This window comes from Rhizobium sp. AN5 (genome assembly GCF_900215255.1).
GTDB classification, from domain to species: Bacteria; Pseudomonadota; Alphaproteobacteria; order Rhizobiales; family Rhizobiaceae; genus Agrobacterium; species Agrobacterium tumefaciens.
On record NZ_OCMJ01000003.1, the window covers coordinates 480437 to 500855 of the forward strand.

Annotated in this window: 16 protein-coding genes; all 16 read right to left on the reverse strand. The window is 60.5% G+C overall.

Annotated features, from left to right (window positions below; genetic code table 11):
• Window positions 1–70: 70 nt before the first annotated feature.
• The 16 genes from CRP02_RS05615 to CRP02_RS05690 all read right to left on the reverse strand — a co-directional run bounded on the left by CRP02_RS05615 (window position 71) and on the right by CRP02_RS05690 (window position 20284).
• Window positions 71–1513, reverse strand: a complete 1443-nt coding sequence (locus CRP02_RS05615; protein ID WP_097170501.1) for a M20 family metallopeptidase — start codon at window positions 1511–1513, stop codon at window positions 71–73.
• Window positions 1514–1643: 130 nt separating this feature from the next.
• Window positions 1644–3188: an ABC transporter substrate-binding protein gene (locus CRP02_RS05620; protein ID WP_179783946.1), complete on the reverse strand. Its 1545-nt coding sequence runs from the start codon at window positions 3186–3188 to the stop codon at window positions 1644–1646.
• 29 nt (window positions 3189–3217) lie between these two features.
• A complete protein-coding gene (locus tag CRP02_RS05625; RefSeq protein ID WP_179783947.1) occupies window positions 3218–4060 on the reverse strand; it encodes a serine hydrolase in 843 nt (280 codons plus the stop codon).
• Window positions 4061–4073: 13 nt separating this feature from the next.
• Window positions 4074–5708, reverse strand: a complete 1635-nt coding sequence (locus tag CRP02_RS05630) for an ABC transporter ATP-binding protein (RefSeq protein ID WP_097170504.1) — start codon at window positions 5706–5708, stop codon at window positions 4074–4076.
• Complete coding sequence (locus CRP02_RS05635) at window positions 5705–6523, reverse strand: ABC transporter permease (protein WP_003511004.1); 819 nt, start codon at window positions 6521–6523, stop codon at window positions 5705–5707. The genes CRP02_RS05630 and CRP02_RS05635 overlap by 4 nt, the downstream gene beginning before the upstream one ends.
• Window positions 6520–7464, reverse strand: coding sequence for an ABC transporter permease (locus CRP02_RS05640; protein ID WP_097100103.1), 945 nt, complete (start codon window positions 7462–7464; stop codon window positions 6520–6522). The genes CRP02_RS05635 and CRP02_RS05640 overlap by 4 nt, the downstream gene beginning before the upstream one ends.
• A 180-nt stretch (window positions 7465–7644) precedes the next feature.
• The gene (locus CRP02_RS05645) at window positions 7645–8550 is read right to left on the reverse strand and encodes a LysR family transcriptional regulator (RefSeq protein ID WP_097170505.1); all 906 of its coding nucleotides are present in this window, start codon (window positions 8548–8550) and stop codon (window positions 7645–7647) included.
• Between the two features lie 117 nt (window positions 8551–8667).
• Window positions 8668–9612, reverse strand: coding sequence for an isoaspartyl peptidase/L-asparaginase family protein (locus CRP02_RS05650; protein WP_097170506.1), 945 nt, complete (start codon window positions 9610–9612; stop codon window positions 8668–8670).
• Window positions 9613–9657: 45 nt separating this feature from the next.
• Window positions 9658–11196 carry a hydantoinase/oxoprolinase N-terminal domain-containing protein gene (locus CRP02_RS05655; protein ID WP_097170507.1) on the reverse strand — a complete coding sequence of 513 codons (1539 nt, stop codon included), beginning with the start codon at window positions 11194–11196 and terminating at the stop codon, window positions 9658–9660.
• Window positions 11193–12269, reverse strand: a complete 1077-nt coding sequence (locus CRP02_RS05660) for a DUF917 domain-containing protein (protein WP_035199485.1) — start codon at window positions 12267–12269, stop codon at window positions 11193–11195. Before CRP02_RS05660 ends, CRP02_RS05655 begins: the two co-directional genes overlap by 4 nt.
• Window positions 12270–12384: 115 nt before the next feature.
• On the reverse strand, window positions 12385–13980 hold the full coding sequence (locus tag CRP02_RS05665; RefSeq protein ID WP_179783948.1) for an ABC transporter substrate-binding protein: 1596 nt from the start codon (window positions 13978–13980) through the stop codon (window positions 12385–12387).
• Window positions 13981–14023: 43 nt separating this feature from the next.
• Window positions 14024–15157, reverse strand: a complete 1134-nt coding sequence (locus tag CRP02_RS05670; RefSeq protein ID WP_013761623.1) for a DUF917 domain-containing protein — start codon at window positions 15155–15157, stop codon at window positions 14024–14026.
• Window positions 15150–16706, reverse strand: a complete 1557-nt coding sequence (locus CRP02_RS05675) for a hydantoinase/oxoprolinase N-terminal domain-containing protein (RefSeq protein ID WP_097171257.1) — start codon at window positions 16704–16706, stop codon at window positions 15150–15152. The genes CRP02_RS05670 and CRP02_RS05675 overlap by 8 nt, the downstream gene beginning before the upstream one ends.
• Window positions 16707–16723: 17 nt before the next feature.
• Window positions 16724–18370, reverse strand: coding sequence for an ATP-binding cassette domain-containing protein (locus CRP02_RS05680; RefSeq protein WP_097170509.1), 1647 nt, complete (start codon window positions 18368–18370; stop codon window positions 16724–16726).
• A 4-nt stretch (window positions 18371–18374) separates the two neighbouring features.
• Window positions 18375–19256, reverse strand: a complete 882-nt coding sequence (locus tag CRP02_RS05685) for an ABC transporter permease (RefSeq protein ID WP_013761626.1) — start codon at window positions 19254–19256, stop codon at window positions 18375–18377.
• Window positions 19256–20284, reverse strand: coding sequence for an ABC transporter permease (locus CRP02_RS05690; RefSeq protein ID WP_097170510.1), 1029 nt, complete (start codon window positions 20282–20284; stop codon window positions 19256–19258). Before CRP02_RS05690 ends, CRP02_RS05685 begins: the two co-directional genes overlap by 1 nt.
• Window positions 20285–20419 lie beyond the last annotated feature (135 nt).

Consider the following 20419-nt stretch of genomic DNA (forward strand, 5'->3'; position numbering starts at 1 on the left):
CTGGGCTGCCTGCGATAAAACGTCAGCGACAAATGGAAGAGTGGGATGGGCGCGAAAGACGCGCCACGTCTTAATCGTGAAAACCGGGCATCACATCCGCCGGAATGGGGCAGACATAATCACTGCCCTCGGTTTTCTCCAGCCATTCTTTTTTGACACTTTCAAGCAGCTCGGGCGAGGTCATCAGCGAAAGACCTGTCGATGCGAGCGTCTTGGCGGCGTGTGCCATGGCTTTGTGGGCGGCCGGGCTTTTGCCCTGCGCCACCACCTGCCATGTGTGCGGATTGGTCCCGATTGCCCATGCGGGCGTCCAGCATTGCGCTGTCGGCGTCACCCAGCTGACATCACCGACATCGGTCGATCCGGCACGAAAATGCGATTGCCCCTCGAAATCGCGCAGGCCGAGATGCAGCGGCGTCGACCCGTCGATCTTCCCGTTGGAAAAGACGTCGCCCTTGATCTGGTAGAGCCGGATACTGCTCTTGATTGCCTCTTCCGTGAACGTGTCCTGAATGACCTTGGCGAAGGCCTGATCGGCCTCGTCGAAGGCTATGGGTCCAAGCGCCACCATGTTTTCATGCATCGCCGTTTCGAGCGTGATGTTGGGCAGGAGATTGGTGGAGGCGGTATCGAAGACGATCTCCACCTCTGTTTCGGTCATCATGGCCGCACCAAGCGCGACCTTGTCCACACGGGCTGCGAGATCGAGCGCCTGGCGCATTTCAGGTGCGCGGATCAGATAGAGCACTTCGGCCTTTGCCTGCACCACATTTGCCGCTTTGCCGCCGGCATCGGTGATCGCATAATGCACCCGGCAATCCTGCGGCATGTGTTCGCGCAGGAAATTGACGCCGACATTCATCAGTTCAACGGCATCGAGCGCCGAGCGACCAAGATGGGCGGCGTTGGAGGCATGGGAAGCAACACCTTTGAAGCGGTAAAAATATTCCAGCACCGCGAGATTGTTGGTGGAGCGCACGCCGTTGAAGGGCGCGGGATGCCACGTCAAAGCCGCATCGACATCGTCAAACAGACCGGCACGCACCATGAAAGTCTTGCCGGAACCGCCCTCTTCGCCGGGGCAGCCATAATAACGCACCGTGCCGGGCAGGTTGTTGGCTTTCAGATGCCGGGCGAGTGCGATGGCGGCCATCAGCGAGCCGACGCCGAGCAGGTTGTGGCCGCAGCCATGGCCGGTGGCATCGGATTCAAGCGGTTTTGCCTCAGCCACGCCGGCCATCTGGCTCATGCCGGCAAGCGCGTCAAATTCGCCTAGGAAGGCAATAACCGGCCTGCCGTGACCGAATTCACCGATGAAGGCCGTGTCCATGCCGGCTACGCCGCGGCGGACTGCAAAGCCGTTTTCCTCAAGCGCGTTTGCCAGAACCCCGGAGGATTGCCTCTCCTCGAATTTGAGTTCGGCAAAATCCCAAATGCTGTCGCTCAAAGTGGTGAAATGTGGCTTCATTGACTCGATTTCGGCGGCAATCGACATCACGGCTTCACGATTCATGGCTTGTCCTCGCATTCCTGCCCTTTAAGGGCGCACGCAAACGCTTCGGCGGGGGGGGGCCGCCAAATCATTACGGTCATGATGGAAAATGCCCGTGCCGGGCTTTACTTCCGGCGCGGGTAATATTGGATCAGTTGTCGACCGAGACTTCCCAGAGGCGGGCGTTCGACTGCCAGACCGGCTGACCCTTGAGCTTCTTGGTCGCGCCCCAGACATCGACCATGTCGTAAAGGAAGATGCCGGGCATTTCCTTCAGCATCAGTTCGTGGAACTCGTCGAAAATCTTCTGGCGCTTCGCCTGGTCGGCCTCGACGTAGGCGGCCTTCATCAGCTCGATCGCCTTCGGATCATCCCACATCAGGGAGGCGTTCTTGTCCTTGTTACCGACATAGAATGCATACATCAGGGCCGGATCGAGACGCGGCGCGACAGACTGCGAGATCACCTGATAATTGCCGGAACGGCGACGATCCACCTGCGTGGCATAGTCCAGCACCTCGATCTGTACGTTCAGACCCGCCTGCTGCATCATGGCCTGCGCCATGACGGCTGCCGGAAAACTCGGCACATTGCCGCGCTTGTTGGCGATGATAGAGATCGGCTCGCCCTTGTAACCGGCTGCCTCCAGTTCCTTCTTGGCTGCCTCAATGTCATAGGCCGGACGCTTCTTCTGGGTCTCATCGAAATAGACCGAGTCCTGTGAAACCATCGAGCCGTTGGCTTCGCCCGTACCGTTCGATGCGGCGGCGACCAATTCATCGAGATCAAGCGCCATCGCCATGGCGCGGCGCACGCCGGGATTGCTCAGCACCTTGTCGCGGGTCTGAATATAGAAAAGGTTCTTGCCGTTGTTGCGGGCAACAATGAGCTGCATCTTCTCATTCGTCTTGAACTCCGGAATGAGATCGGGAGAAATCTCGGCGGTGTCGAGCACGCCGGATTCGAGGCCCGCCTTCACGGTCGAGGCGTCCGGAATAACCATGAACTTGATGCCGTCGGCCAGCGGCCGCTTGGAGCCGACCATGCCATCCGGCTTGCCGTCATTTACAGGCGAAACATAATCCGCGAATTTGGCGAGGCGGATATATTCACCCTTTTTCCATTCGTTCCACTGGAACGGACCGGTGCCGATGGGCTTGACGAAGCTGCCGTCAGCGGCAACGGATTCCGGCGAGATCATGCCGGTATAACCGCATTCGGGCCGCGACATCAGGCCGAGGAAAACGGCTGACGGCTTTTCAAGCGTGATCTGAACCGTGGAGGCGTCCGTGGCCTTGACGCCGGTGACATGCGCGGCACCGCCTTCCACGAAATCATTCAGGCAGGCCCATTTGGTTTCGGGCTTCAGATAGCGCGTCCAGTTCCAGACGACATCCTCTGCGGTGAGCGGCTTGCCGTTATGGAATTTTACATCCGCGCGCAGCTTGAACGTATAGGTGAGACCATCTGGCGAAACGTCGAAGCTCTTGGCAAGCAGCGGCTTTACTTCGCCGCCATTGTTGTAACCGACGAGGCCTTCGACGATGTGCAGGATCACCCCGTCCGTATTGCCGTCACGATTGACGCCGGGATTACTGCTGCGCAGATCGGAGCTCTGCGCGATGGTGATGTCGCGAGCCGCCGCGATATTGGCTGTTACGAGCAGGGCCGCGCCTGCGAGAAGAAGTTTTTTCACTGTTCTACCCTCTTTGTTGTCGTTGATTATCATTGTTGAAATCCATCCCAGCAGGCCTGCGCCAGCCGGCCGATCGTTTCGAGCGCGATGGTGTATCCCGGCGTGCCGTCAGGCATCACCTGCAGCACTTCATCGGTATAGGCGGTGATGATGAAAGACGGCGCGCCGTTTCTGTAGACGATGCCGGCGTCCATACGCCCGCGCTTGCCGCGTCCGCTCTTGCTCGCCACCACAGCCTCGAACGGCAGGCGGGAGCGGATTCCGTAGCGCAATATCTGGTTTTTCAGCGTCTGCATTGCCCAGCCGCACAATTGCGGGCTGCAGCCGAGCTTTGCCTGCGCCTCTGGCGAGGACTGGGCATCAAGAATGGTCTGAAGCAGCAGCACCTGGTCCGCCGCCGAGGTGGTGGTGACGGTCTTCAGCGGATGATCGGCCGCCAGCGCCAACGGCGGAATGAGGAAACGGTGGTGCGTATTGGCCATGCCGAGCGTCTTGCAATAGCTATCCACTTCCTCAAGCGTCAGCCGCTCCAGCACCATCTTGGTGCAGACATTGTCGCTCAGCACCATCATGCCGGCGAGCGCATCGCGCAGGGAAATGACGATACCCGGCGTCAGATAGCGGAACATGCCGCTGGCCACCTCTTCCGCCAGCCTCTTCTCATAGGTGACGGGCTGGTCGAGATCGAGCCGCCCTTCGCTGGCGGCCTTGAGCACGGCCATCATGATCGACGTCTTGCGGGTGCTGCCCGATGGGGTCTCCTCGTTTTCTCCCCGTCCGATCTCTTCGCCGGTCAGGAGATTGCGCACCATGAAGCGCGTCACAAAAGGCTGTGCATCACAGATAGCATTCAGTTGGGCAGCCACAGTCATTGTCATCTTCCTGTTAAACTTCTTCTTCCAGACGCCATTTGAGTGTCACACCGCCCTTTTCATTCTGGTCGAGGGCGGGAATGGCCGAGAGGAGCCGGCGTGTGTAGGCCTCTCTCGGGCTGTCGAAAATCGTGTCGCGGTCGCCCTCTTCGATGATACGGCCGTCCTGCATGACGACGACACGGTCGGCCACCTGTTCGACCACGCCGAGATCGTGGCTGATGAACAGGCAGGAAAAGCCGTAACGTTTCTGCAGATCGGAAAAGAGATCCAGCACCTGCGCCCGCACCGTCACGTCAAGGGCGGAAACCGGTTCGTCGGCGATCAGGAACCGCGGACGGCGGGCAATGGCACGGGCAATCGCCACGCGCTGGCGTTGGCCGCCGGAAAGCTCGTGCGGATAACGGCTGGCATAGTCTGCGCCAAGCCCCACCTCTTCCAGCGTTTCCAGCGCCCGCTTGCGCTTGGCGGCCTGATCGAGACCGGGGACGAGACGCAACGCCTCATCCACCAGCGCCTGAATGGTCATTCGCGGATCGAGTGAGGAATAGGGATCCTGAAACACCATCTGGCAATTCAGGCGATAGTCGTTCCAGTCCTCGTTGCGTTCCCGCCCCTGAAACTGGATCTGCCCTTCGCTTTCCTTTACGAGACCGGCAATGGTGCGGCCAAGCGTGGTCTTGCCGGAGCCGGAGCCACCGACCAGCGCCACGACCTCACCTTCGTGAATATCGATGCTGACCCCATGCAGCGCCCGCTTCGGCTTGGCTTTCTTCAGCAGTGACTTGCGTCCGGCATAATCGACAACAATGTTTCGGGCTGAAATCATCGGCGCCTTGCTGGTGTCGACGACACGCGGCTCGCCCCGGAAGGGCAAAGAGGAAAGCAGCTTTTTCGTATAGGGATGCTGCGGCGCATCGAGTAGGTCTTCGGTGCGACCCTGTTCGACGATCGCGCCCTTCTCCATAACCACGATACGGCTCGTATAGCGGGCCACCATCGGCAGGTCATGGCTGATGAGAAGGACGGCTGTTCCCTCCGCCCGTGTCAGTTCGACCATCAGCTCCATGACGTCGCGCTGGATGACGGCATCGAGCGCCGTCGTCGGCTCGTCGGCGATCAGCAGCGCCGGTTTCAGGAGCATGACCGAGGCTAGCATGATGCGCTGGCGCATGCCGCCGGAAAACTCATGCGGATAGGCAGCAAGCGCCCCTTCGGGATCGCGGATGCCGACCCGTCTCAGCATCTCGAGAATTTTTTCGCGGCGCTCTTCCGGCGATAACTTGGTGTGAAGGATCAGGCCTTCTTCCAGCTGCCGGCCAATCGTCATCGACGGATTGAGAGAGGTCATCGGCTCCTGGAAAACGACGCCGATTTCCGCGCCGCGCAGGCGGCGAAGTTCCCTTGCCGGCAGGGACATCACGTCCCTTCCCTTGTAGATGACCGATCCGCCGGTGACGGCAATTGCCGGGGGCAGAAGCGAGATGAGCGCGCGGGTGGCCAGCGTCTTTCCCGATCCGCTTTCGCCGACGATGCCGAAGATTTCGCCAGGCGCAATATCGAAAGAAACATCCTTGACGACCCGGTGGCCGCTTCCTGCAACCTCCAGCGAAAGGCCGCGCACGGTAAGAAGAGTATTGTCCGTCATTTGAGACCTCTCATACGCGGGTCAAGCCTGTCGCGAAGGGCATCGCCCAGAAGATTGATGCCGAGCAGTGTCAGCGCGATGCAGAGACCGGGGAAAAGCCCGAGCCAGACGGCTTGCTGAATAAAGGGCCGGCCGGCGGCCAGCATGTTGCCCCAGGTGGGGGCCGGCGGTGGCACACCAAGGCCGAGGAAGGACAGTGCGCTTTCCGAGAGGATTGCCCAGCCGAACATGGACGTGGCAAGCACCGTGATCGGCGCGATGCAATTGGGCAGGATATGGCGGAACATGGTGTAGATCTCGCCATTGCCCATCACCAGCGATGCCTCGATGAACTCGCGCTCACGCAGCGACAATACCGCGCCACGCACCACGCGGGCCATGGACGGCGTGTAGGCGATGCCGAGCGCAAAGATTATGCCGTACTGGTTGGCGCCAAAGACCGCGAGAAGGCCAAGCGCCAGGAGAATGCCCGGAAAGGCGAGAAGCGCGTTGTTGATGGCCATGATGACGCCATCCACCCAGCCGCGTGCATAACCACTGACAAGACCGATCAGAGTGCCGCAGATCGTTGCGAAGCTGACCGTCAGGAAGCCGATCCAGACGCTGGCACGCGCGCCGACCATCAGGCGGCTGAGAACATCGCGCCCGAATTCGTCGGTGCCGAGAAGATGGCTGGGACCGGGCGCGGCCAGCCGCGAGGCGAAACCGAGCTTCATCGGATCATAGGGCGTCCAGAACAGGCCGGTAATGGCGGTGATGAGCAGGAGGCCGATGAGAACGCCGCCGATAAGCCCGTTGAGTGTGAACTTTTTCATTCGGCAACCACACGCGGATCGAAGAGGGGATAAAGAAGGTCGACGAAGAGATTGACCAGCACGTAGGACAGGGAAACGAACAGCAGGCAGCCCTGTATGACGGGGTAGTCACGCGCAAAGATACTGTCGACCATCAGCCGCCCGAGCCCCGGAATGGTAAAGACCGTCTCGATGACGGCGATGCCGCCGAGAAGATTGCCGAGGATGAGGCCGATCATCGTCCATGTCGGACCAAAGGCATTCTTGAAGGCGTGCCGCCAGAGGACGGCGCTCTCCGAAAGTCCCTTGGCGCGGGCATGGGTAATGTAATCCAGCCGCAGCACTTCCAGCGTGGAGGCGCGAGCCATGCGGATCAGAACACCCATTTCGTGGATCACCAGCGTCATGACAGGCAGGACAAGATAGAGCATGCCGCCAACGAGATTGTCGCTGATCGACACGTATCCCAGCACCGGCAGCCAGCCGAGCTTTAGGCCGAAGAACAACAGAAGCAGAAGCCCGAGCCAGAATGTCGGTATGGACAGAAGCAGGGTTGCCGTTCCCACCAGTGCAAGATCGGTCAGGCTGTTCTGTTTCCAGGCGGCGATCACACCTGCCGGAACCGCAATCAGGCTGGCGAGCAGAACGGCGACGACGACGATCTCGGCACTGACGAGGAACCGCGACACGACCAGCGGCAATACTGCCTCGTCGTTGACGATGGACCGGCCGAAATCGCCCTGCACCACATTGCCCGCCCATATAAAGAACTGTTGCGGCATGGACTTGTCGAGACCAAGCTCTGTTCTCATCGCCTCGATCTGTTCCGGTTGCGCCATGTCGCCCAGCATCAGGGCGGCTGGATCACCCGGAATGAAGCGGATGAGCGCAAAAACCGTGATCGACACAAAGGCGATCGTCGGCAGCGCCATCAAAAGACGGCTCAGTATGAATCTTATCATCGGTTCCCCACGATTGATGGCCGGGAACGTGCTCCCGCCTCTATCGGTTTCGTTGCGAATGACTATGACGGATTGATAAATAACGCGCAATATTATGCATAAACGTCATACGCCTATGCAGAATGGTGGCACGTTTCATCCTGACAGGGACAATGAGATTTCTCGCGAAAAACCCTGTTTTCAGTCGATTTTTTGCGAAAGCTGGATTTGTTGCTTCAAGGCGTCGCTGAGTGCCTGCGCCGCGATGGACAGCGGTGCGCCCGAGGCCCGGGCAAGACCGAACTCCTGCGTTGATTGCGGAATGAAGGGCAGCGCCACAACGGGAAGGTGCCTGTAGAGGTTAGCATAAAAACTGCTGATGATCGTAACGCCCAGACCATGCGCGACATAGGCACATGCGGAACTGTTGGTGTGGGTCTCGATCTTCACCATGGGCTTGACGCCCGCCTTCTTGAAGACCTGCTCGAGCGCCATGCGGTTCGGCCGCTGCCTGCCGATCAGAATGAGCGGAACGTTGCGCAGGTCCTTCACCGTTATCTCGGTAAGCTCGGCTAAAGGGTGATCCTGACGGACCACGCAGACGCTTTTGCCGGTGGCGACACGCTCGACATCAATGCCCGGTCCAATCTCACCTTCCATGCGCAGGAAACCGAGGTCGATCACCCGCTCGCCAACCAGCCTGTTGATGGCGGTGGTCGTTTCAAAGAAAGTCTCGATGCGCACGCCGGGGAAATCCCTGACATAGTCTATCAGCATGGCGGGCGCGAAGTTCTCCCACATGCTGCTCGGCAGGCCGATGCGGACGATTTCCGGACCGGCAGCACCATTGCGCAGATCTTCGGCGTGGCCGGACATGCGGTCGACGGCAAGCAGCACATTTTCCGCGTCACGCGCGAGAAGCGCTGCCTCCGGCGTCGGGATCAGCCGCCCCTTGTCACGGGCAAACAGCGTCAGCGACAGGTCCGCCTCGAGCTGAGCCAGAAGCCGGCTGATACCGGACTGGCTGAGCCCCATGGCCTTGGCGGTGGCGATGGTCGAGCCGGTGGAAAGAAGCGTGCGAAGGACTTCGAGCTGCTTGATATTCATGAGGCCAGCACCATGGGATGAAAAGACGAGCCGGTTTCGGTTCAGACCTTTTGCCGCCGATAGGCCTTCATGTCACCGGTTTTTTTCGCATTGTCATTCGGCCCGGTCGGTCGCCGGTTACAATTCCACGTCATAGACCCTGTCGTGGGTGGCAACACGGGCCTCTCCTGATGGAGTCACCCAGCCCCGGAACATGCCGGGCGTATTATAGGGCGCGGCAATGCCACCTTCGGCATCGATGGCGACAAGACCCGCACCGATATCGTAGGGCGCCAGATCCTTGTGGACGAGGTTGCCAGCGGCGGTTTCCAGATTCTGCCCGAGATAGGCGACACGGGACGCGATCTCATGGCCGACGACGTAACGGATGAAAAATTCACCCTTGCCGGTGCCGGAAACGGCGCAGGCGCCGTCGCGTGCATAGGTGCCCGCCCCGATCACAGGGCTGTCACCCACCCGGCCGTCAGGCTTGTTGGTGTAGCCGCCGGTGGATGTCGCGGCTGCGAGATGCCCAGCCGCATCGAGTGCCACGGCACCGACGGTTCCGTGTTTTTCGTTTTCCGTCGCTTCCGTACCTGCGGTGGCATGGGCCTTCATGGCCGCCAGCGCCTCGACACGCTTTTGAGTGGTGAAATAGGATTGAGGCTCCGTGGCAAGCCCTTTCTCCTGCGCAAACCGGTCAGCCGCTTCACCGGTGAGATAGACTGCGCGTTCATCCTCCATGAGCGCCCGGGCCGCCTTCACGGGGTTGCGGATGGCGCGGGAGGCGCTGATTGCGCCTGCCGCAAGGGTCTTGCCATCCATGATCGACGCGTCGAGTTCGTGAATGCCATTCTCGTTGAGCGCCGCCCCATGGCCTGCGTTGAAATGCGGGCTGTCCTCCATGACGACGACTGCCGCCTCAACCGCTTCCAGCGCAGTTCCGCCAGCCTTGAGCACACCATAACCGGCGCGCAGTGCCGCTGCCAGATCCTGGCGCGCCGCTTCCCATTCCTCCGGAGTCATGCTGTCTTCCGGCATAACCCCGCAACCACCGTGAATGGCCAGTGCGATCTTCGTCATATCCTCACTCCACTGTTGCCCCGCCGCAGGCAGGGCCTCTTACCATCAATGAAAGGCGATATCGCCGATAACACGCACGCGGACCCTGCGAGCGCCGCCAGGCAGATAGGCGATGGGAATATCCTCCACCTCAAGCGTCTTGAGGCTCGCGCGCTCCGCTCCCGAAGCGACCGCCGCGTTCTGCGCTTCGGTCTCGGCTTTCGCAAGGGCCTCGTCGCGGCTCAACCCGGAAAAGACCTGATCCACCTCACCGGACACCTGCGCCATCGCTGCGCCGAGCGCATTGGCAACGCCTGCATTTTCCACACGCAGCACCTCGGATGCGCCCGGCACCTGCTCCGGTATCAGGAATGCGCCGCCGCCGACCGCGACGAGCGGCACGTCTTCGGCTGATGTCTTCATCTGGTCGAAACTGTCAGCCACCATGTCGCGGATATGGCCGAGTGTCGCCTGCACGAATGCCGGATCGAGGCCCTTCACACGATCCCTGTCGCCCATCTCGATCAGGCCTGCCGCAACGGCGATATCCGATGTCGTCAGTGTCTCGCCGCCGAAAACGCGGGCTTCAGTCAGGATGCGATACCCCACCGAGCGCGGGCCGATCTTGCCTGTCTGCGGGTCGACAATGGTGCCGCCGCCAAGTGCTACAGGTAGAAGATCGGGCATGCGGAACAGGGTGCGGACCCCGCCAATATGGACAATATTATTTGCCTCACGCGGAAAACCACCGACAAGGCAACCAATATCGGAGGTGGTGCCGCCGACATCCACCACCATGGCATCGGAAAGCCCGGTGAGGAAAGCGGCACCACGCATCGAATTGGTCGGGCCGGAAGCGAAGCTGTGCACGGGGTTTGCGGCAGCCACATCCGCAAGCGCCACGGTGCCGTCGTTCTGTGTAAGATAGAACGGCGCCTTTACACCCGCTTCGCGCAGCGCATCCGAAAATGCCTGTACCGTGGTCCTGCCGAGCGTCTGCAAGGCGGCATTCAGAAGTGCGACGTTTTCGCGTTCCAGAAGCCCGATACGGCCCAGCGTATGGGAAAGCGTGATGCGTGCATCGGGGATCACCGAACTGACAATCTCCGCCGCCCTCACCTCGCACTCCGTGGTCAGCGGCGAAAAGGTTGCAGAAATGGCGATCGAGGTGATGCCCGCATCGCGGATTTTCATCGCCGCTTCACGGATTTCATCCGGGATCATCGGCACCAGCGGACTGCCATCATATTCATGGCCACCATGAACCATGAAGATCAGCGGATCGACGGCCTCGTAGAGATCCTTCGGCCAGTCGCACATGGGCGGCAGTGAAGAACCGGTCGGCAGCGCGATGCGGATGGCCGCAACCCGCTCCAGCCGGGCACGCTCCACGACTGCATTGGTGAAATGGGTGGTGCCGATCATGACCGCATCGATCGGGCGATCTGCCGCGCCGACATGGCCAGACACGTGAGCTAGGGCCGCCTTCACGCCGGACAGGACATCCTGCGTGGTCGGAACCTTGATCGAGGCTACAATGGCGTCTCCATCGATCAGAACGGCATCCGTATTGGTGCCGCCAACGTCAATACCGATGCGTTTCATGGGAATACCGATCTGAAGTCAATGTCATAACCGAAGGCGCGCGGGCCAACGGCAGCAATGCCGGCAGGCGTCGTCAAGAGTTCCGGCGCCGGCAGGGCGATAACCGTGACACGCTGGCCATAGCGCACCGATTCCGTGCCGATGGCGCTGCCCGAAACACTGTCAAGAAGGCAGATCAAATCCGGCGTCATGGCGACCGGCTGGCCGTCGCGGAAGGCGACCGCCCACTCATTCTGGAAGGCAAGTTCCATGCGTGAGCCGCGATCGGCGTCGATGCCTTCAATGGTCGTACTGCCGCGCAGAAAGCCACCGGTGGTCTCGCGGGCGACATCCACCACCTTGCCGCGGAACAGCTGTTTGCCACCCTCATGGTTGAGAACCGCCTGAACCGGGTCATCATGGCGTGCACGCGCCTCCATCACCGCGCGCCCGAGTTCGGTCGCCTTTGTGACGGTGTAATGAATGCCCCATTCCTTCACTTCCTTGCCGGTGCGCGGCGCCTTGCAGGTGGCGGCGGTGGAACCAACTTCGGTGCAGACCTTGCGCGAGATGCGCTCCATCCATTTCCAGGACGCAGCGCGCGTCACGATCACCTCATTGTCGCGTACATCGACCAGCGACAGCGGAAACATCGGCAGGTTGCCGATGGCGAATGAGGTCATCTGCGCTTCGGGATAAGCACGCCCCATGGCATCGGCATTGACGACGGGACGGTCGAGCATGGCGGCGGCGAGGAAGGACGATAACGCATTCGAACCGCCGATTTCCACGCTCATGATCGCCCGGAAAGGCTTGCCGAGATAATCCTCCATGACCTCGACCGCGCGGGCAAGATGAACGGGGTCTCCCAGCCGTTCCTGACCAACAAGCGGTGCACCCATCTTGGAGACGACCGCAACCATGTCATCATCGGCAAGCGCCATGGGGTCCATGACCTTCACCCGTCTGCCTTCGGCATAAAGACGGCGCAGATTGAGCGTCGAGATATAGGGATTGCCTCCACCGCCCGTTCCCAGAATCCAGGCGCCGGTGGCGAGAGGTTCGATATCGTCTTCGGAAAATTCCTGGATCATGCGTCATCCTCGGGCATGCCGCAGCCGTTCCGGCGCAAGCGATGCTCCTTCCCTTTATCGTTCCAAGTCTCATCGGCCCCGCCCTGCGGCGGGACCGCTTTTCATGGGACGGAGATCACTCCGCCTTGCAGTCCCAATGGAAGTTGGAGAAGTTCAGGTCCCAACTCTGCATGGGAATGAACTCGTAACCCTGAAGGCACTTGTTCGCGGCATAGCGGCGGTTAGGTGCAACCGCCCAGACATCCGGTTGAAGATCGGCGATCTTGGTCTGAAGGTCCTTGTAGGTGGCGTTCTGTTCGCTGGTATCGGTCGTGGCACGGACCTTGTCGATTAGCCCGTCGATTTCCGCGTTCTGCAGCCATTCCATCGACATCCATGTGCCTGATGCCCTGGAGTGATACTGGTTGTAGAACATCGCATCTGGAGACGGATAGGTCGGCGAGATATTGACCTGCGTCGACGCTGGCGTCGTTTCAGGCTTGGAGGAAAGCTCGACGATACGGTTCCATGGCTCGGGCTTGATATCGAGCGTGATGCCGATCTGCTCGAGGCTGGATTGCAAAAGCAGCGCCACTTCCGCCTCGAAGGCCAGCGAAGCGACATAGCTGTTGACCAGCGTGATCTTCTGGCCGGCATATTTCGACTTCGCCAGTTCCTCCTTCGCCTTTTCCAGATCGTACACGCCGGGCTGAATATCGCCGTTATGCGCATCCTTGAAAGCGTCGGAGAGCGGCCCCTGCATGTCGAAACCGGGATAGATTACTTCCTGGATCGTCTTGTAATCCGTCGCATAGGCAATGGCGCGACGAACGTGAACGTCGTCGGTCGGGTAAACCTTGGTGTTGAGCTTGATGACGAAACCGCCGGCGGTGCGGGTCTGGATCAGCTTGTAACCCTTCATGCGGCCGATAGATTCATAGGTGTCGTTGCCAAGGCCGTGCGAGGAAAGGCCAAGTTCGCCCTTTTCAGCCAGCGCCTTGACGGTGGCGTCGTCGCTCGTCTGGACGAAGCGTACTTCGTCGATCGGCTTGCCCTTGGTCCAGCCAAGGAAATAGTCCGCATTGCGGGCAATGACCATATCGGCAGAACGGTTGTAGCTGACGAGCTTGTATGGGCCGGAACCGGCGGAATGTTCGCCCACATAGGCCTCGCCCCACTTGTCTTCGGGCTTGGCATTGGCTTCGATCAACGTCTTGTTCAGCGCCATCATCAGCGGCGTGGAGGCCATGAAGGGCGAAAACTGACGCTCGATCTTCATGACGAGGGTCGCATCATCAGGCGCGCTGACGTTTTCGGGCTTCAGCACGCCGACGATGAGGTTCGACGGACCCTTGTTGATGCCGAGCAGGCGCTGCACCGACCAGACGAGATCGGCAGCCTTCACCGCCGTGCCATCCTGGAACTTCGCATCGTCGCGCAGATGGAAGGTATAGGTCAGGCCGTCTTCAGAAATATCCCAGGACTTTGCCAGATGCGGCACGATTTCGCCCTTGGCATTCACCGTGGTCAGGCCGTCATACATGTTCACGATAGCCATGTAGCCGGTATAGTCAGTTACTTTCGCCGGGTCGAGCGAGCTGAATATCTGCATGGTGTTGACCGCGACCGAAACCTTGTCCTCCGCAAAAGCAGCGGAAGAAACAAGCGGCAACGCGATTGCCGTGCCGAGCGCAAGCACGGCAAGGCGGGAAGGAAGTCCTGGCATTTTCATTGTCGTTCTCCTCTTTATTGCGGGTCATTTGCCCCGCTTATGGTTAGGCAGCCTTGCCGACCGGGACGGGCAGCGGTGAGAAAGGAATGTCCGGGTAACCGAAAGCCGCCGGTCCAACGACTTCGAGCGCGCGGGCGCTGCGCAGCAGATCGTGGCAGGGGATCGCGACAACGGCCACGCGCTGGCCGTAACGCAGGACTTCGGTGGTTATCGGGTAACCGGTATCGACATCGAGCAAGACGATCAGATCAGGAACGGTCACTTCCACCTTGCCGTCACGGCGGAACAGCAGGAATTCGTTCTGGATCGCCACGCTCGCCGTCTGGCCCGAGCAATCGTCGAAGCCGGAAAGCTCGACATCGCCCACGGCGAAACCGCCGCGCAGATGGCGTTTCAGATCGGTGATCTTGCCGTTGAAGATGCGCCTTCCACCTTCAAGCGCGCAGACTGCCGCAATCGGGTCTTCCTGTTGCTTGCGGGCACGGATCACCGCCTCGCCGAGCGCGATCGCCTTGGTGTAGGTTTTCGGAATACCATACTGGTGCACGTAGTGGGCCTGCATCGGCGCGGTCGCCAGCATCGCGCCGCCGCCCTGAGAAACGACGCAGGCGCGGGCCATGCGCTCGTGCCAGACTTCGGAAACGGCGTGGCTGAAGATCACGGCATTGCCGTGCAGGTCGCACATCACCGATGGCGTCGAACTGTGGCCATAGATGGAGAAGGTCGTCATCTGCATCTCGGGAAAAGCCCGGCCCATGCCGTCGCAATCGAGGATCGGCAGGCCACCAAGCGCCGCCGTCACCAGCGGGTTCATGGAGTTCGAGCCGCCGATTTCCTCGCAGACGATGGCGTCTACCGGCGTGCGGATCAGCTCTTCCATGGCGCGCAGGCAACGCAGACCCTCACGGCCCTCGCGGATGCGTTCCACGCCGACAACGGGGGCGCCAATGCCGCCGATGGACATGCATAGTGCGTCCGGCTCGATGGCGTCGGTCGCAAGGATCTTCATCTCGTAACCGGCCTTCATGGCCTCGAGTGCAAGCAGCTTTCCCAGATAGGGGTTGCCGCCGCCGCCCGTGCCGAGAATGCCCGCACCGATTTCCAGCGCGTCGAGATCTTCCCTCGTCAGCGTACGCAATGCCGCTTCGTCATATTTCAGCTTGCGCGTCTCAGCCATGATTGGCTCCCATTTCTCCAACGACTTTCACATGAATGCGGGTGGCATTGCCGGGCAGATAGGCAAGCGGCATATCCTCGCGCTCGATGACTTCCAGCGTTTCGGCCACTGCGCCTGCCGCAATCGCCTTTTCGCGCGCCTCGGCCTCCGCCTCGGCAAGCGCGCTTTCACGCGTGCGCCCCTCGATCAGCGAGAAGACGCGGTCCGTCTCGCCGCTGATCTGCGCGATCGCTGCACCCACGGCATTCGCCACCGCGAAATTCTCGGGGCGGATGACCTCCAGATCGCCGATACGGTCAGGCATGAGAATGGAGCCGCCGCCAACGGCGATCACCGGAACCGGCGATGACGAGATGCGGCTGCGTTCCACACAGGACTCGAGCATGTCGTTGATCTTTTTGACTGCGGCATCCACCAGCCGCTTGTCCAGAGTGGAAACCAGAGCCTTCTCGCCCACGTCCGCCTTGCCGGATGCGACAGCAATATCGGTTGCAGTCAGGGTCGTGCCGCCGAAGCAGAGCGCCTCGCGGCGGACGCGGTAACCGACGGATTTCGGGCCAACGATGAGGCCATGTTCGCCATTGACCACCAGCGAGCCGCCACCGAGACCGATCGAGAACACATCCGGCATGCGGAAATTGGTGCGCACGCCACCAATATCCACCGTCGTGGACGCCTGGCGCGGAAAGCCGTGCGACAGCGAGCCGACATCGGAGGTGGTGCCGCCGACATCCACGACCACGGCATCCTTGAGGCCGGTGAGGAAAGCCGCGCCGCGCATGGAATTCGTCGGCCCGGAGGCGAAGGTGAGCACGGGGAAGCCACGCACCACATCCGCCGCCATCAGCGTGCCGTCGTTCTGGGTGATGTAGAACGGGCAGGTTATGCCCGCTGCCTTCAGCGCCTCGCCGAAAGCGGCAACGGTGCGGTCCGCAAGCGAAAGAAGGCTGGCATTCATGATCGCAGCACTTTCGCGGGCGAGCAGACCATGCCGTCCGATATCCTTGGACATAACCACCGGCAGGCCGGGGCAGCGCTCCTGCAGGATATCCTTCGCCCGCACTTCCATCGCATCATTGATGCCGCTGAAGACGCAGGTGACGGCCGCGGCCTTCAGGCCCTTTGCGCGGATATCGGCGGCGATGCGGACAATCTCGTCCTCATCGAGGGCTGAGATTTCGCGACCGTCGAATTCATATCCACCGCGGACCTGGTAGCCGTGGTTACCAACGATTTCCCGGAGGTCATCCGGCCAGTCGACCATCGGCGGCAGGCCAGCGCCGGACGGCAGGCCGATCCGGATGGCTGCGACCTCGTCCATATGCCGCCGCTCGATCACCGCATTAGTGAAATGCGTGGTGCCGATCATCACGGCATCGATGCGTGCCCTGTCGATGCCCGACGCCTCGATCACCTTTTCAAGGGCTTCGATGACACCGGACGTCACATCTTCGGTGGTGGAGGCTTTCACCCCCGCCAGAACGGTCTTTTCCTGTAACACAACGGCATCGGTATTCGTGCCGCCGACGTCAATTCCAACGCGATACACGTCAGGCTCCTCTTTTATCAATCGGTCGTTTTTACGAGGAAGCGCATGCGCTCTTCCTCCGTCACGGTGGGTTTCAGGCGCTCTTCCTCGTCGGTGACGACGGGGATCGCCGCAATAAGGGCGCGGGTGTAGGGATGCTCTGGCTCGGCGAAAACCGCAGACGTCACCCCTTCCTCGACGATCTCGCCACGCAGCATGATGGCAATGCGCGAACAGAAATTGCGCATCAGCGACAGGTCGTGCGAGATCATCAGATAGGTCAGGCCAAGCTCTTCCCGCAGCTGCAGCAGAAGGTCGATAACGGTCTTCTGCACGGAGACATCGAGCGCCGCCGTCGGCTCGTCGAGGATGAGGATCTTCGGTTCAGCCGCGAGTGCCCGGGCAATGGCGACACGCTGCTTCTGTCCGCCGGAAAGTTCATGCGGGTATTTACCGAGATAGGATTGCGGCAATCGCACCAGCCCCATCAGTTCCTGCATCCGGCGTTCGCGCGCCTCACCGTCCATACCGATGGATTTCAACGGTAGGGTAAGCGTCTGCCTGACCGTGCGCTTCGGATTAAGGGAAGTGCCCGGATTTTGATAGACGATCTGCGTCAGCCGCTTGCCACGCCCGGGAGATGGGGCGTCGATGACAAGATTGCCGGAGGTCGGGCGCGAAAGTCCCATGATCATGCGGGCGACCGAGGTTTTTCCAGAACCGGATTCGCCGGCAAGACCGAAAATTTCGCCGTCCTTCAGCGTCAGGTTCACATCGCGCACGGCGTGGTAACCGTTGCGTCTGCCGTAAATCTTGTTCAGTCCCTCGATGGTAACGATCGGCGAGCGTGTGCTCTGCGCAAGATCGGCGACACGCGGACCGTAGAGCGGCGGCACCGCATCCAGCAGCGACCGCGTGTAATCCGCAGCGGGAGCGTGCAGGATTTGCGTGCAGGGACCGGTCTCGACGATATCGCCATGGTGCATAACCACGACCCGATCCGCCACCTTACGTACGACACCGAGATTATGGGTGATCATCAGCAGGGCCATATTTTCTTCGGCAACCAGCTGGTTGATGAGATTGAGAATTTCATCCTGCGTGGTGACGTCGAGCGCCGTGCCGGGCTCATCCGCGATGAGGAGCTTCGGCTGATGCAGCAGCGCAAGCCCGATCAACACGCGCTGGCGCATGCCCCCCGAAAGCTCGGACGGATAGGCATTCATGACCCGCTCGGTATCGCCAAGCTGCACGCGGCGCAGAACCGCTGCGATACGGGTGCGGCGCTCTGCCTTGGACGAGTTGATGCCGTTGCGCTTGTCGGCAAAGCGCATGACATCATCGAGATGCGTGCCGATCTTGAAGACCGGATTGAAGGAAGACAGTGGGTCCTGCATGATCAGCGAAAACGCCGTTCCCTTCAGCGCCTCGCGTTCCCTTCGCGGCATGGCGAGCACATCCCGCCCGTCGATGACGATGGCGCCGGAGGCAATAGTGGCATTCTTTGGCAAAGTGCCGATGATCGCCTTGGCGGTGACCGATTTACCCGATCCGGTTTCGCCGATCAGCGCCACCCGCTCGCCGGCTGAGACTGTGAAGGCGACATCGCGCAGCACCTGGCGCGTGCGGCCGTAATTGGTGAAGGTGACGTTGAGGTTTTCGACTTTGAGAAGCGGTTCAGTCATGGCTTTAGCTTTCCACGTCGAACATGTCGCGCAGGCCGTCGCCCAGCAGATTGAAACCCAGCGTCACGTAAAGCACGGCCGCGCCGGGGCAGAGGACTTCCCACCAGAAATCCGGCATGAACTGGCGCCCGTCGGCAACCATCGAGCCGAGATCGGGGGTTGGCGGCTTGACGCCGAAACCGAGGAAACTGAGCGTCGCGCCGAAGAGGATGACGAAAGCCGCATCCAGCGTCGTCTTGACTGATATGACCGAGACGCAATTGGGCAGAATTTCGCGAAAGAGAATGTGCAGCGGACCCGCACCTGCAAGACGTGCCGCTTCGATATAGTCCTCGGATGCGATGGATTTCGACACCGAATAGATCAGCCGCGCATGCCAGGTCCACCATAGAAGCGTGATCGCGATCATGGCGTTCATCAAGGTGGGTTCCAGCAGGTTGGAGACCGCCAGCGCCATGACGAGCGGCGGCATGGCCAGCATCACATTCGTCAGGCCGCTGATGATTTTTTCAGTCCAGCCGCCGAAATAACCGGCGACCAGGCCAAGTACGGTGCCGACCGGGACCGAGATGCCGAGCACGCCAATGACGAGAAGAAGCGAGACCCTGAGCCCGAAGACAGTTCGGGAAAAGATGTCGCGTCCGGCCTTGTCGGTTCCGAACCAGTGCTCCAGATCCGGCGGCATGTGGCGGGAACGAAAATCGACGACCGCGCCGATATGTTTGGGATAGGGTGTAAGCCAGGGCGCAAAGATCGCCAGAACCAGCACCGACAACAGGATCAGCGAACCGATGACCGCTGCCGGATTGCGGCTGAAGCGGTACCACATCATGTAACCGGCGCTTAAGCCCCGATCGGTGGGTTCGAGCATTTTCATATCAGCCATCAGCGAGCCTCCTTGCGGCGCAGGCGCGGGTCGATGATCGAGATCAGGACATCAACGATCAGGTTCGCAACGATGAAGAACAGGCCGGCCACCAGCACCACGGCAGTCACGGCATTGAGGTCTTTCTGAAGGATGGCGTTCAGCCCGTAGGATGCGAATCCGCCCCAGGCGAAGACCATTTCGATCACGAAGGCATTGCCGATCAGCGAGGCGAATTCGAGCCCCATGATCGTCAGCGGGGCGATGGAGGAAAGCTTCAGCAGATAACGGAAGATGATGACCCGCTCCGGCACGCCGAAGCTTTGCAGGGTGAGCACGTGATCCTTGCGCTGGTTCTCGATCATCGAGGAACGCGTGATGCGGGTGATCTGGCCGATACCGGCCATGGAGAGCGCAAAGGCCGGCAGCGCAAGGTGCTTCAGCGCATCCAGCACCACATCGAACCGTCCGGCAAGCGTACCGTCGATCAGGATGAAGCCCGTCGGGCCACCCTGCCAGCCAAGTGAGTGATCGATCCTACCGATGATCGGCCAGCCGGAGAGAAAGCGAGCGGCCAGCAATTGCAGCGTGATGGCAAACAGAAAGCTCGGGATCGTCACGCCGGTGAGCGAGAGGATACGGCCGATATGGTCGAGCGGACGGTCGCGGTAATGCGCGGTGATGACGCCGAGCGGGATGGCGACGGCAAACATGAAGATGACTGAGACCAGAACCAGTTCGACGGTCGCAGGAACGGTCTGGGACAGATCGGTGGTGACGGGGCGCTGGGAAACCAGCGAGAAGCCCAGGTCACCGTGCAGGGCGTTGCCGATATAGTCGAGGTATTGGGCGGCGAGCGGCTTATCGAGACCCATCTCGCCACGCAGCGCATCAACTTGTTCCTGTGTTGCGGCAGGGCCGAGCGCCATGCGGGCAGGATCACCCGGCACCACACGGGCTAGAGCAAAAATCATGATGGACAGGGCGATCATGACCAGCACGAAAGCGCCTAGCCTGTTCAAAATCGCGACCAGCGGATGTTGCTGCATCGGTGGACCGTTCCTTGTGCATCAGTTTCCTGAGCACAAGTTTTCACCACATGTCCTTTTGAACAATCGCAGAAAGGTATAGTTTTTTGATAAATGAGTATAGGTTTTTGAATTCAGATCTCCTATCCCTGTCTG

What these genes read in the sequence shown, in the direction of transcription:
- CRP02_RS05615 (WP_097170501.1), bottom strand. Translation starts at nt 1,513, where the DNA reads ATGAATCGTGAAGCCGTGATGTCGATTGCCGCCGAAATCGAGTCAATG.
- CRP02_RS05625 (WP_179783947.1), bottom strand. Translation starts at nt 4,060, where the DNA reads ATGACTGTGGCTGCCCAACTGAATGCTATCTGTGATGCACAGCCTTTT.
- CRP02_RS05630 (WP_097170504.1), bottom strand. Translation starts at nt 5,708, where the DNA reads ATGACGGACAATACTCTTCTTACCGTGCGCGGCCTTTCGCTGGAGGTT.
- CRP02_RS05635 (WP_003511004.1), bottom strand. Translation starts at nt 6,523, where the DNA reads ATGAAAAAGTTCACACTCAACGGGCTTATCGGCGGCGTTCTCATCGGC.
- CRP02_RS05640 (WP_097100103.1), bottom strand. Translation starts at nt 7,464, where the DNA reads ATGATAAGATTCATACTGAGCCGTCTTTTGATGGCGCTGCCGACGATC.
- CRP02_RS05645 (WP_097170505.1), bottom strand. Translation starts at nt 8,550, where the DNA reads ATGAATATCAAGCAGCTCGAAGTCCTTCGCACGCTTCTTTCCACCGGC.
- CRP02_RS05650 (WP_097170506.1), bottom strand. Translation starts at nt 9,612, where the DNA reads ATGACGAAGATCGCACTGGCCATTCACGGTGGTTGCGGGGTTATGCCG.
- CRP02_RS05655 (WP_097170507.1), bottom strand. Translation starts at nt 11,196, where the DNA reads ATGAAACGCATCGGTATTGACGTTGGCGGCACCAATACGGATGCCGTT.
- CRP02_RS05660 (WP_035199485.1), bottom strand. Translation starts at nt 12,269, where the DNA reads ATGATCCAGGAATTTTCCGAAGACGATATCGAACCTCTCGCCACCGGC.
- CRP02_RS05665 (WP_179783948.1), bottom strand. Translation starts at nt 13,980, where the DNA reads ATGAAAATGCCAGGACTTCCTTCCCGCCTTGCCGTGCTTGCGCTCGGC.
- CRP02_RS05670 (WP_013761623.1), bottom strand. Translation starts at nt 15,157, where the DNA reads ATGGCTGAGACGCGCAAGCTGAAATATGACGAAGCGGCATTGCGTACG.
- CRP02_RS05680 (WP_097170509.1), bottom strand. Translation starts at nt 18,370, where the DNA reads ATGACTGAACCGCTTCTCAAAGTCGAAAACCTCAACGTCACCTTCACC.
- CRP02_RS05685 (WP_013761626.1), bottom strand. Translation starts at nt 19,256, where the DNA reads ATGGCTGATATGAAAATGCTCGAACCCACCGATCGGGGCTTAAGCGCC.
- CRP02_RS05690 (WP_097170510.1), bottom strand. Translation starts at nt 20,284, where the DNA reads ATGCAGCAACATCCGCTGGTCGCGATTTTGAACAGGCTAGGCGCTTTC.